The sequence below is a fragment of the Lactobacillus gallinarum genome (genome assembly GCF_002160635.1).
Lineage (GTDB): Bacteria > Bacillota > Bacilli > Lactobacillales > Lactobacillaceae > Lactobacillus > Lactobacillus gallinarum.
This window is the reverse complement of sequence record NZ_NFKZ01000040.1, coordinates 1-11,589: the sequence shown is the minus strand read 5'-3', so window position 1 is coordinate 11,589 and position 11,589 is coordinate 1. Positions and strand designations below refer to the sequence as shown.

General features: G+C 35.6%; 13 protein-coding genes and 1 other annotated feature. Of the genes, 4 read left to right on the top strand and 9 right to left on the bottom strand.

The window, feature by feature from the left end; translation table 11 throughout:
• Nucleotides 1–163: 163 nt before the first annotated feature.
• The 8 genes from B5E95_RS09465 to B5E95_RS09430 all read right to left on the bottom strand — a co-directional run bounded on the left by B5E95_RS09465 (nt 164) and on the right by B5E95_RS09430 (nt 7,453).
• Nucleotides 164–460: a helix-turn-helix domain-containing protein gene (locus B5E95_RS09465; RefSeq protein WP_087176480.1), complete on the bottom strand. Its 297-nt coding sequence runs from the start codon at nt 458–460 to the stop codon at nt 164–166.
• Entirely contained in the window at nt 429–770 is a 342-nt protein-coding gene (locus B5E95_RS09460; RefSeq protein WP_087176497.1) for a type II toxin-antitoxin system RelE/ParE family toxin, read from the bottom strand. The genes B5E95_RS09465 and B5E95_RS09460 overlap by 32 nt, the downstream gene beginning before the upstream one ends.
• A gap of 194 nt (nt 771–964) precedes the next feature.
• Nucleotides 965–1,879 carry an L-lactate dehydrogenase gene (locus B5E95_RS09455; protein ID WP_025005335.1) on the bottom strand — a complete coding sequence of 305 codons (915 nt, stop codon included), beginning with the start codon at nt 1,877–1,879 and terminating at the stop codon, nt 965–967.
• A 62-nt stretch (nt 1,880–1,941) separates the two neighbouring features.
• Nucleotides 1,942–2,418, bottom strand: coding sequence for a transcription elongation factor GreA (greA, locus tag B5E95_RS09450; RefSeq protein WP_014918467.1), 477 nt, complete (start codon nt 2,416–2,418; stop codon nt 1,942–1,944).
• A 76-nt stretch (nt 2,419–2,494) separates the two neighbouring features.
• A complete protein-coding gene (gene pheT, locus B5E95_RS09445; protein ID WP_056945532.1) occupies nt 2,495–4,909 on the bottom strand; it encodes a phenylalanine--tRNA ligase subunit beta in 2,415 nt (804 codons plus the stop codon).
• A gap of 3 nt (nt 4,910–4,912) precedes the next feature.
• Nucleotides 4,913–5,962 (bottom strand): phenylalanine--tRNA ligase subunit alpha, encoded by a 1,050-nt coding sequence (gene pheS, locus B5E95_RS09440; protein WP_087176478.1) that lies wholly within the window; start codon nt 5,960–5,962, stop codon nt 4,913–4,915.
• 38 nt (nt 5,963–6,000) lie between these two features.
• Nucleotides 6,001–6,208, bottom strand: a binding site (T-box leader).
• A gap of 38 nt (nt 6,209–6,246) precedes the next feature.
• Complete coding sequence (locus B5E95_RS09435; RefSeq protein WP_087236424.1) at nt 6,247–6,597, bottom strand: winged helix-turn-helix transcriptional regulator; 351 nt, start codon at nt 6,595–6,597, stop codon at nt 6,247–6,249.
• Between the two features lie 88 nt (nt 6,598–6,685).
• Entirely contained in the window at nt 6,686–7,453 is a 768-nt protein-coding gene (locus B5E95_RS09430) for a TrmH family RNA methyltransferase (protein WP_025005332.1), read from the bottom strand.
• Between the two features lie 98 nt (nt 7,454–7,551).
• Between B5E95_RS09430 and B5E95_RS09425 the strand changes: the two genes are divergently transcribed.
• Genes B5E95_RS09425 through B5E95_RS09415 form a run of 3 tightly spaced genes read left to right on the top strand, consistent with a single transcriptional unit; the run spans nt 7,552 to nt 9,371 of the window.
• On the top strand, nt 7,552–7,824 hold the full coding sequence (locus B5E95_RS09425; protein WP_087236426.1) for an acylphosphatase: 273 nt from the start codon (nt 7,552–7,554) through the stop codon (nt 7,822–7,824).
• 46 nt (nt 7,825–7,870) lie between these two features.
• Entirely contained in the window at nt 7,871–8,833 is a 963-nt protein-coding gene (gene yidC / locus B5E95_RS09420; protein ID WP_087176477.1) for a membrane protein insertase YidC, read from the top strand.
• Nucleotides 8,834–8,882: 49 nt separating this feature from the next.
• A complete protein-coding gene (locus tag B5E95_RS09415; protein WP_087236422.1) occupies nt 8,883–9,371 on the top strand; it encodes a YbaK/EbsC family protein in 489 nt (162 codons plus the stop codon).
• 100 nt (nt 9,372–9,471) lie between these two features.
• Here the strand turns inward: B5E95_RS09415 and B5E95_RS11015 are convergent, their stop codons facing one another.
• Nucleotides 9,472–11,268 carry a fibrinogen-binding adhesin SdrG C-terminal domain-containing protein gene (locus tag B5E95_RS11015; protein WP_272867359.1) on the bottom strand — a complete coding sequence of 599 codons (1,797 nt, stop codon included), beginning with the start codon at nt 11,266–11,268 and terminating at the stop codon, nt 9,472–9,474.
• Nucleotides 11,269–11,398: 130 nt separating this feature from the next.
• Here B5E95_RS11015 and B5E95_RS09405 point away from each other — a divergent pair.
• Nucleotides 11,399–11,589, top strand: a 191-nt coding sequence (locus tag B5E95_RS09405; RefSeq protein ID WP_338034545.1) for a MerR family transcriptional regulator, incomplete at its 3' end; no start/stop codon positions are given.

Genomic DNA, 11,589 nt, shown 5'->3' with positions numbered 1-11,589 from the left:
CCTTCACCCATAGCGTCACCGCTATCAGCTTGTGGTTCACTACACTTGGCGACAACTACCCGTGGTCTAGACTTTCACTAGACTAGATGAAATGTCATGCCCGACACACAAGAAAAAGCTCACAACTTTTACAAATTGTAGAAGTTGTGGGCTTTTTTGATTATTATGAAATTACAATTCTCATAGTTTTATTCATTGCATTTGCAAGTTTAGAAAGCGTTTTGGTACTCGTACTGTATCCACGTTCAATACGAGCTACTGTACTTTGAGGTACCCCAGCCTTTTCAGCTAGTTCACGTTGCGTTAAGCCCGCATCTTCTCTAGCTTTTAAAAGTGCCACTGAGCTACTAAACTGAGCCATATCTTTTTCAAATGCTTTTTTAAATTCCGGATTTTTCATTTTTTCTTGAATTACATCATCAATACTTTTACTCATAATTTTTCCTTTCATAATATTCATTTCTTATATCATGAGCATGCTTAATTTCTCGAAGAGGCGTCTTTTTGGTCGTTTTTGTAAAACCATGCGTAATTATGTACTTGTCACCATCTACGTGAAAGTACAAACCTCTCATCCGTTTATTAGAGAATCTAGCCCTAAGTTCAAAAATATTTGAATCAATTACTCCTACCCAATGTTGCTGAATAGCGACACTTATACCATTAAGCTCTACTTGCTTAATAAGTGATAACAATTTTGCCTGTTCCTTAACTGTCAATGAATTCAAATCCTCATAAAATTCATTATGACCGTTTAAACGCTCGTACATTTCAAATTTTAGCTTTTTTCGCACATTACTTCCTTTCTATGATAGCAAATATACTATCAAATTCATATACATAAGAATCAAAATTTACCTCCCACTATTTATTACGCAAAAAAGACGAAAATTTTTTTGGAAAAATTAAAAAGACGAGAAATTACGCAATTGTAACTTCTCGTCTTCTTATCTAAATCAATATTTTATTTTTTCTTCAATTGATCCAAGTGTTCCTTGATCTTATCAGCTGCTGCTTCAAGTTTTTCCTTTTCTTCAGAAGTAAGCTTCAATTCAATTACTTCTTCAATACCGTCGCGGCCAATAATTGCTGGATAGCCGATGTAAGTCTTGTATTCTGGATTATAAACTGAAACAGGACAGTATAAACGTGCATCGCTAAATACAGCTTGAACCAAACGAACTGCACAAGTAGCAATGGCATAACTAGTATAGCCTTTACCGTTTGCCACAACAAATGCGTTCTTATTTGATTGTTCACTGATCTTTTCTTGTTCTTCATCGCCAAATAATTGGAAAGCAATCTTATTGTTAACTCTGATCGTTGACCAAGCGGTGAATTGAGAAGAACCATGTTCACCCAAAACAAAACCTTCTACATTACGTGGATCTTGTCCTAACTTTTCACCAATAATCCTTTGTACTCTTGCAGTATCAAGGAAAGTACCAGTACCGAAGACACGATTCTTCTTCAAACCGGAAGTTTCTTGCAAAATTTGAGTAATTGCATCACAAGGGTTAGAAATATTGATCAAAACTCCGTGGAAGCCTGATTCCTTAATATCTGCACCAACTTGTCTAGCATTTTTTGCATTTAATTCAAATTCGCCGAAACGATCGCCAGTCTTAACTGAAGCCGCAATATCACCGAAAGCAGTAATAATAATATCGGCATCTTCAAGACCATCCCAATCTTGCTTTCTTACATTGACATAACTATCATTTCTAGCCAAAGTATCATGTAAATCATTGTATTCAGCGTTTACTTTATCTTCATTTTTGTCGATTAAAATTAAATCATCAACCATGCCATGAGTAAATAAAGTATATGCGACAGTTGCACCAACATGACCCATTCCGATAATTCCTACTGTTCTCATTTTTAAAAACCTTCTTTCTAACAAAAAGGGAGTTAGTTTTACCTAACTCCTCTTCTCAATTATTATGCTTCAACATTGTTGATTACAACGTCAAATTGGCCACCAGGAGTGGTAATTGATACAGTTTCACCCTTCTTCTTGCCCAAGAGTGCTTGTGCAATTGGTGAATCATTTGAGATCTTGCCATTTAATGGATCAGATTCATCACTACCTACAATAGTGTAGGTTTCAGCATCATCTGTACCAACTTCAGTATAGGTAACAGTCTTACCAACTGAAACTTCATTAGGATCAACACTGTCAGCATCGACAACTTGTGCGTACTTAAGCATGTCTTCTACTTGAGCAATTCTGTCTTCTACGTGACTTTGTTCATCCTTAGCTGCATCGTATTCAGAATTTTCTGATAAGTCACCGAATGAACGTGCAACCTTAATACGTTCAATAACTTCTGGACGCTTAACTAATTTTAAATTCTTTAATTCTGCTTGAAGTTTTTCTTTACCTTCAGCAGTCATTGGATAAGATTTTTCAGGCATATTATTTTAACTCCTCAGAAATTAAATTCTCTTTGCATTGATCAATGATATTGGTTTACACCATTAAAGTCAACCATTAACGTACTTTAATATCAAGATCGTTTTCAAGACCTGCTCTGATCTTGTCCATTGCATTATTTACGACCTTATCAGTTAAAGTATCCTTTCTATTCAAGAAAGTTAAACTGTAAGCTATACTCTTCTTGCCAACTTCAATGTGACTACCCTCGTAAACATCAATTACTTTAAGAGCTGTCAAATACTTACCAGCATTAGACTTAATGACATTTTCAACTTCTTGGTTAGTTACATCTTTATTGACTAACAATGAAAGGTCACGTTCAATTGCTGGGAACTTAGGAGCTGGAGTAGCAGTCATGCCCTTAGTAAGCATAGGAATAATTACATCTAGGTTAATTTCATAACCATAAAGTTCTGAACCACGAAGAGCCTTGTCAGCAAGGGTTACAGCATGAGCAATCATACCGATCATACCAACATATTGCTTATCAATGTAAATAGCAGCGGTTCTAGTTGGGTGCATCCCTTTGATGCCTTCAGCCTTGTAGACTACCTTTTCGAGATCAATGCCAATTGCAGTAAATAGGTTAGTCAATTGACCTTTTACAAAGTAGAAGTCCACTTTTTGGGTTAAGTGTTGCCAGTTTTCAGCAAAGGTATTGCCTGAATATAAAGCAGCTAAATGTTCATGTTCATTAAATGTTCCACCATCATGATCATAAACACGGCCTTGTTCAAACAATGCCAATTGGGTTTGCTTTCTAGCAAAGTTGTAGCTAGCTGCATCAACTAAACCAGTCATCAAGTTTTCACGCATAGCAGAACGACTTGAGTTAAGTGGCATTTGAACCTTAACTAAATCCTTAGGATCCTTAGTGTAGCGAACAGCCTTTTCTGGTGAAGTTAATGAGTAAGAAATAGCTTCCATTAAGCCTTGTCCTTCGACAATAGCTTTCATGCGACGCATCATTTCTTCTTTTTCTGAGTAACCACCGTGAGTTTCAGCCAAAAGTGGTTGAGTTGACTTCAAATTATCGTAACCATAGATACGACCAACTTCTTCAACTAAATCGGCAGGAATAGCAATATCCCATCTTCTATTTGGAACATGGACTGCAATATTATCGCCATCGTGCTCAACCATGAAGCCTAAACGATCAAAAATCTTAATCATATCTTTAGCAGAAATTTCAGTACCTAAAACATGATTAATGTATGAAACAGTAGTTTTAACTACAACTGGCTTACGTTTAGTGTCAGTTGCCTTAATAATGCCTTCATCTACAGTTGCATCTGCATCATTTCTAAGCAAGAGTGCAGCCATGTTAATTGCCTTTTCAGTTCCATCCCAGTTAACGCCCTTTTCATAACGACTAGAAGCTTCTGTACGGTTTGCATGGCGAAGAGCAGCTTTTCTAACCAAAGTAGGATCAAAAATTGCGGATTCTAAAATTACATCAGTAGTTTCAGCAGTAATTTCTGAGTTAAGTCCACCCATGACACCAGCCATCATTACAGGCTTTTCACCATCAGTAATAACGATATCATTAGGATCAAGATCTACTTCTTTTTCATTTAATAAAGTAAGCTTTTCACCCTTGTTAGCTAATCTAACTTCTAATTTTCCATTTGAGAAAGTCTTAGCATCATAGGCGTGCATTGGTTGACCAGTTAAAAGCATAATGTAATTAGTTACATCAACTACATTGTTAATTGGGCGAATTCCTGCATTCCAAAGACGTCTTTGCATCCAAAGTGGTGATGGTTGAATCTTAACGCCAGTTAATTTACGTAAGTAAAACTTAGGTGCTAACTTTTCATCAACCTTAACATCAAGAGAATCTGTCCAGTCAGGACCATCTTCTTTTAAGAAAACATCTTCTACCTTAGGCTTTTGATCAACAATTGCACCAACTTCATAAGCTGAGCCTTCCATACTTAAGGTATCAGCACGGTTAGGCGTAATATCGAAGTCTAAAATGTAGTCATCCATTCCAAGTGCTTCATAAACATCTTGACCTGGCTTAACGTCTGCATCTTCTGGGAAGACATAGATTCCATCAACAAATTCTTCTGGTACTACGCTGTCACTGAAGCCAATTTCTTGCAAGCCACAGATCATACCGTAACTTTCCATGCCGCGAATCTTGCCCTTCTTGATCTTTTCATTGCCAGCAATACGGGCACCGTGAAGAGCAACAATTACTAATTCACCTGCAGCAACATTAGGAGCACCACAAACAATTTGAAGTGGTTCATCTTCGCCAACGTCAACATGTGTTAAATGAAGGTGTGTACCCTCAACACCCTTACAGTCAAGGACCTTACCGACAACTAACTTCTTAAGTCCTTCTTCTGGATGCTTAACGTCAGCAATTTCAACACCAGTACGGGTAATCTTTTCAGCTAAGTCGTGAGGATCTTGATCTAAATTAAGAAAATCTTGTAACCAATTGTATGAAACTAACATAAATTAATTTTCCTCCTTGCGGAATTGCTTCAAGAAACGAACATCGTTAGTGTAGAAATCACGAATATCGTCAATACCGTACTTCAAAATTGCAAAACGGTCTAATCCTAAACCAAAGGCAAAACCACCATAAACAGTTGAATCAATACCAGCATTTTCTAATACGTTAGGGTGAACCATACCAGCACCTAATACTTCGATCCAACCAGTGTATTTACAAATTGGACAGCCCTTACCATCACAGTTAAAGCAAGATACGTCCATTTCAACTGATGGTTCAGTGAATGGGAAGTAACTTGGGCGAAGACGAGTAGCTCTATCTTGACCGAAGACATGCTTAGCAATCATTTCAAGAGTACCCTTTAAATCACTCATTGTAACGTTCTTATCTACTACTAAACCTTCCATTTGCATGAATTGGTGTGAGTGAGTGGCATCATCATCATCACGACGGTATACCTTACCAGGACCAACCATCTTAAGCGGACTCTTAGAAAAATCATGTTTTTCTAACACTCTTGCTTGGTCACCTGAAGTTTGGGTTCTAAGCAAGTCTTCACTATCAATGTAGAAAGTAGCTTGCATATCACGTGCTGGGTGATCCTTTGGCAAATTCATCATTTCAAAACAGTAGTGATCAGTTTCAATTTCAGGACCTTGTACTACCTTGTAACCCATACCGATAAAGTAACTTTCCAAATCATCCAAAATAACATTAATTGGGTGCTTTGAACCTAAATGTCCTTCACGACCTGGCAAAGTAACATCAATTTTTTCATCTTCAAGCTTTTTTACTAAAACTGCTTTAACGATTTCAGCCTTAGTAGCATCTAATTGCTTGTTAAATAAATCGCGTAGTTCATTAACCTTTTGTCCGACTTCGCGTCTGTTTTCTGGTGCAACATCACGCATAGAGTGCAAAATCTTAGTTAATTCACCCTTACGTCCAACTAATTCAACTCTGACTTTATTCAAAGTCTGTTCATCAGTAGCCTTTTTGATTTCTTCAAGACCTTGCTCATGAAGCTCTTTTAACTTATCAAATAAGTCCATTAATTCTTTCCTTTCAAAACAAAAAAGCTCCGTCCCTCAATAGGGACGAAGCGTCGCGGTACCACCCTAGTTTGGACATTATCTGCCCACACTCAAGTTTTCGTTAACGGTGAAATACCGGAATTGATTAGATTCTACTCCCAAGATGAAATTCACAATTAACTATTCTATCTTCTCTTTCAGCTTATTAAAGAAGATTCTCTGTTCAGATAATTAACTGTTACTAGTCTTGATCTCAGTAATTAACTATTATGATATTTCTTTTTGCTTGTTCTTGCAAGTCTTTAAGCCCATTTATCGGCCCAATTATGTACTTGATCAAAGACTGGTTTAAGCTCTGCCCCTTTTTCAGTTAAACCATAGAAAATAATCCCTGTCTCCTTATCAACACTTCTTTTAACAATATCATCTTTTTCGAGTTCTTTAAGTCGTTCTACTAAAACTCGATCTGAACATGCCTCAATGCAGCGAGCCAAGTCTTTAAAACGCATATCTTCTGTATCACATAATGAACTAATAATTAAGCCGTTCCATTTTTTGCCAATTATTTGAAAAGCATTGATAAAATGACCACATAATTCGTAGTCTCCGGGTTTACAAGGAGCGCTCTCCTTTTTTTCTTTGACTTCTTGCATAAGTAAATTCCTCCATAACCATATATTATATTTTTGCTTTACTCTGACCATAAGTTATTATATGAAATTCACTTACTAAATACAAGTACTATGCAAAGTAATAAATCATAATTCCTGCTGCTACGGCCGCATTCAAGGATTCTGCCTTACCTTTAATTGGAATATACAGTTTTTCATCGCTTAAGCTGGCAATCGTAGAGCTAACACCATGAGCTTCATTACCAATAATTAAAGCAAGTTGTGGTACTTTATCAAAATCAGGCAATTGCTTAGCAGTCTTATCTAACATACTTGCATAAACGGGAATTGCCGCATCTTGAAAATCAGTGATGACATCAGCCAAATCACGCTTAATCAAATCAATGTGGAATTGGCTGCCTTGCATTGCTCGCTGGGTCTTAGGGTTATACAAATCTGCACTTTCTGGAGAAAGTACCACCCCATCAAAGCCAGCTGCATCAGCTGTTCTAATGATTGTTCCAACATTACCTGGGTCTGCTAAATTATCAAGTAAAACCCACTTACCATAATTAAATGGAAATTCACGAGGTTGATCAATTTTTAGTACCATAAAAATTTCTTGTGAATTCTTGGTACTGCTTAAATGACGCGCAATCGCTTTATTGATCAAAATTACATTCTTACCACTTAGATCGACATCATAGTCTTCCTCTGCCTTATCGAGAGCTTCTTCAGTACCCAAAAGATATTGATACTTTTTACCAGATTTAATGGCTTCATCAAACAAATGAAAACCTTCAATTAAGTAGCGGCCTTCTTCATCTCGATACTTCTTCTGCTTTAACTTAGCTAACTTTTTAACCGTTGCATTATTAACTGAACTAATTTGTTGCATATGTTTCTCCTTTTTTAATCCTTTTCTATTATAAAGTATAATGAGCATGGAACATGTTAAAATTAAAAATGAAATTGATTTTTAAGAAGGAAAATACTATGGAAACAAGAAAATTAACTGTCTCTGGTTTAGTACAAGGCGTTGGCTTTCGCTGGAGCACTATGGCACTAGCAAATAAAATGAACATCCCTGGTACTGTTAAAAATAATTCGGATGGCACTGTTACTATTTACTTACAAAGTACTCCCGATAAAATTGATCATTTTATTGAAAAACTACCATCTGCATCAGGATTCGCTCATATTGAAAATATTGCACAAGAATCTATCCCAAATGTGGAACAAATGCATGATTTTCATGTATTATATTAGAGATGCATATTTTATTTACTATAGAAACTAAGTGGTGATTTATTTAATGAAGAAAATCAAAAAATATACGGGAGTCTTAGCACTTTTAGTAGTTACTGCTCTTGTATTAAGTGCTTGTGGTGCTACAAATAATCCTAATGTTGCACCTCATAGTGGCATTTATGGTTGGGTTTACCAATGGCTAGGCCGACCATTACAAAATATCATGATTCACACGGCTCATATGGTCGGTGGTGACAACGGCGCAGGTTGGGGTATTGTGATTATTACCGTCGTTGTTCGTTTAATCTTAATGCCTTTAATGCTTGTTCAACAAAACAAGAGTGTGCGTCAACAAGAAAAGATGGCTCGTTTGCAACCACAAATGAAGTTAATCCAAACTGCAATGAAGCATAAAGGAATTACTCCTCAACAACAAATGACCTTGTCAGGTTGGCAAAGAGAACTTTATTCTAAGAATGAAATGTCATTAACTGGCGGGATTGGTTGTTTGCCATTGATCATTCAGTTGCCAATTATGTGGGGAATTTATCAAGCGGTATTCTACTCACCACAATTGGCTCACTCAACTTTCTTTGGCATTTCACTTAGTCAAAAGTCAGTTGTGTTAGCGATTGTTGCGACTATCTTTACGGTAATTCAAGGATACATTTCATTAATCGGTATTCCTGAAGAACAAAAGAAGACCATGCAATCAATGATGATCTTCAACCCAATTATGACTTTATTCTTCAGTTTATCCTTCTCAGGCGCTTTAGCATTATACTGGGCAGCCGGTAACTTAGTAATGATTATTCAACAAATCATTGTTACCTTCATACTTACACCTAGCGTTAAGAAACATGTGGCTGATGAATTAAAGGATAAGCCGGTTGAAATTGTAGTTACTAAAGAAAAAGTTGCCGATTTGTTTGATACTAATTCTGGTAATAGCACTACTAGTCAAGCAAAGAAGGAATTGCACCAAGACTTACGTAACCGCAATAAGGGTAAGCAAAAACGTAAATAATAAAATGGAGTCAGGATTTTTCCTGGCTTTTTTAATAAGGAAAAACTTTATGAACAGCAAAGAATTACTTAGTTTATTAGACAAGCATGATGTTACTTATCAGACATTTACTCATCCTGCGGTCTCAACCTGTGAAGAAGCAGACCAATATTTAAAAGATAGAACTTTCGTTAAATGTAAAAATCTTTTTATTAAAACGCGAGATAAAAAATCATATTTTTTAATAATGCTTCCTGAAAATAAAAAAATAGATTGGAAGAAAGCAGAAAAAGAATTATTTACTTCTAGTTTAACTATGGCTAATGAAGATGAATTAATGAACAAATTAAAGGTAAAAAGAGGTTTAGTATCTCCGTTCAGCCTTTTAAACGATCAGACTAATACAATTCCATTAGTCATTGATCAAGAAGCGATGGAAGAAAATAATTTTGTTGGTGTGCACCCTAATGACAATACTAAAACGATTAGTCTGCAATGGATCGATTTAACACGTATTTTGAGTAGCTATGGGCATTTAGTTGAAGAAAGAGCGTTTTAGGTAGAAAAAATTACGATTATAAACTAAAAAGAGATTGATATATCTAACGTTTTTATAACGCAGATATTCAATCTCTTTTACATTATTAAGGATTTATTCTTTAATTTTTCTTACGTTTATCATCTATGAACAAAGCCATTAATCCAGTTGCAGCAAGTAAAGAACCTAACATAATAGTCATAATACTATGTCTTTCTCCTGTTTGAGGTAATGTTTTATGACTTGATTCATTAACCACTTTGCTTTGTATGCTGTTCTCACCATATGGTTTATAATCATTAGACCAGCTTTCCCCTTGTGGTACGTAGTTATTAGTCCAGCGATTATTTTCAGCATGTGGCCCTTTATTTACATTCCATTGCTTTTCAGCATGTATCCCACTATTCTTATTCCATGATTGATGTTTCTTGTGAACAACATGCTTTTTATGAACTTTCTTAACAGGCTCCGAAGGTTCAGAAGGTTCTGGCGTCTTAGGCTCTTCAGGGACCTTAGGCTCTGGTTTAGTTGGCTCACTAGGTTTCTTCGGTACTTCTGGCTCACTTGGGGTTGGTACAACTGGCTCTGGGCTCTTAGTATCCTTAACCCAAATATACGTTACAACTAATGTTTTACCTGCGACATAGTGACCACTGGTAATTTTACTATTTTTATCGGTTGTCATATCCGATACAGGATTCTCATTGTCAGGAACGACTTTCACTAACTTATATCCATCTTTGAAAGTGCCAGTTACCTCATAACTTTCTTTAGATGTACCACTCTTAACATTAGCGACATCTTTAGCGTAATCCGGAGTGGTGGTGTTGACTAACTTACCATCTTTATAATCTTTATAAATATTGTGAACTACTACTTTCCCTGGCTTTTCCGTCTTAACCCAAACATATGTAATTTCTACCTTTTTACCTGGTTGATAATTACCACTCGTCTTGTGCGTTGTGGCATCATAGCCTGGATTGTTCTTTTCATCTTGAACAGTCTTAAATTCATAACCATCTCTTGGATTACCACTAGTACCATAACTTTCTTTGGAGTTACCTTTAGTTACATCACCATCTGTGCGATCATCTACTGAGATCACATTGCCTTTTGGATCAACAGTTTCATAAATATCATGTTCTTGGAAGTATCCTACTTTACTACTTGTAGCTTCCTGCAAAGAACGATATAAACTGTTCGCGTTATCCCAATAATATAAATCTGTCCAAGCCTGCGGATCTCCATATTTATAATAGGTAGTACCGAAAAGTACACTTGTCTGAATATCTTTTTTAGGTTTAAAGGTGGTTGAGTACTGAACAACATACTTTTTATCATTATATTTACCACTATCATATGGATCATTTCCTGGTAACTCTAAATATAGTTTATTACCATAAAAATGCATGTTTCCTGCTAAGGCATCTGTGACATCCTTTGCAGTGTCCGGATCAAAATACATACTTTGAGTTGGAAATGAATTCTGATTATTTAATTCATATATTTTAATCTTTGTGACATGATTATTATAATTTACTTCTGAATCTGTCTTGGGGCAATTTGATATAGTAACCGTTTCATCACCAATACTTTTGCCTAGAGGATTAATATAAATAGTATGTCTAAAAGTATTATTATCTAGATTAACTTTATCTATAAAGGATTCACCATTTAGATTTGAATTTTCAGATTGAATATCATTATTAAATGTACGATACTTTACATTTACATCTTTACTATAAGTTTTCGATCCAATGTTTGTCTCAAGCTCTTGTTGTGAATCATTAGAGACATTTTTAGGATCGATAAATACAGGAATAGAAAGCGAAGCAGATATATCTTCCTTACCATCAATATTTGAAGTAAAAGTATAAAGAATATCTCTATCCGTCACCTTATTAGAAGTAGTAGCAATTATATAGTAAGAAATAATTAACTAAATTAGATCATATTATTAGTCTTGATGTAATAATATGATCTTTTTATTTTACTTTCGCCTATTTATTGAATACATATGATATAATTTTAGTCAAGGAGGTGAAACTATGAAAGCTAATCAAGTAATGGAAATACTTCAAATTAGCCGTTCAACTTTGAAGCGTTATCGTGAAAAAGGCTTTATTAAAGCTGTTCAAAAGCCAACAGGTCAATTTGAGTTTGACGATGATTCGGTTTGGTTGTTTAAAAATAAACATACTCCTCGTCAGACTATTCTCTATGGTCGTGTTTCTACTTA

What these genes read in the sequence shown, in the direction of transcription:
- yidC (WP_087176477.1), top strand. Translation starts at nt 7,871, where the DNA reads ATGAAGAAAATCAAAAAATATACGGGAGTCTTAGCACTTTTAGTAGTT.
- B5E95_RS09465 (WP_087176480.1), bottom strand. Translation starts at nt 460, where the DNA reads ATGAATATTATGAAAGGAAAAATTATGAGTAAAAGTATTGATGATGTA.
- B5E95_RS09425 (WP_087236426.1), top strand. Translation starts at nt 7,552, where the DNA reads ATGGAAACAAGAAAATTAACTGTCTCTGGTTTAGTACAAGGCGTTGGC.
- pheT (WP_056945532.1), bottom strand. Translation starts at nt 4,909, where the DNA reads ATGTTAGTTTCATACAATTGGTTACAAGATTTTCTTAATTTAGATCAA.
- B5E95_RS09455 (WP_025005335.1), bottom strand. Translation starts at nt 1,879, where the DNA reads ATGAGAACAGTAGGAATTATCGGAATGGGTCATGTTGGTGCAACTGTC.
- greA (WP_014918467.1), bottom strand. Translation starts at nt 2,418, where the DNA reads ATGCCTGAAAAATCTTATCCAATGACTGCTGAAGGTAAAGAAAAACTT.
- B5E95_RS09435 (WP_087236424.1), bottom strand. Translation starts at nt 6,597, where the DNA reads ATGCAAGAAGTCAAAGAAAAAAAGGAGAGCGCTCCTTGTAAACCCGGA.
- B5E95_RS09430 (WP_025005332.1), bottom strand. Translation starts at nt 7,453, where the DNA reads ATGCAACAAATTAGTTCAGTTAATAATGCAACGGTTAAAAAGTTAGCT.
- B5E95_RS09460 (WP_087176497.1), bottom strand. Translation starts at nt 770, where the DNA reads ATGTACGAGCGTTTAAACGGTCATAATGAATTTTATGAGGATTTGAAT.
- pheS (WP_087176478.1), bottom strand. Translation starts at nt 5,962, where the DNA reads ATGGACTTATTTGATAAGTTAAAAGAGCTTCATGAGCAAGGTCTTGAA.
- B5E95_RS09415 (WP_087236422.1), top strand. Translation starts at nt 8,883, where the DNA reads ATGAACAGCAAAGAATTACTTAGTTTATTAGACAAGCATGATGTTACT.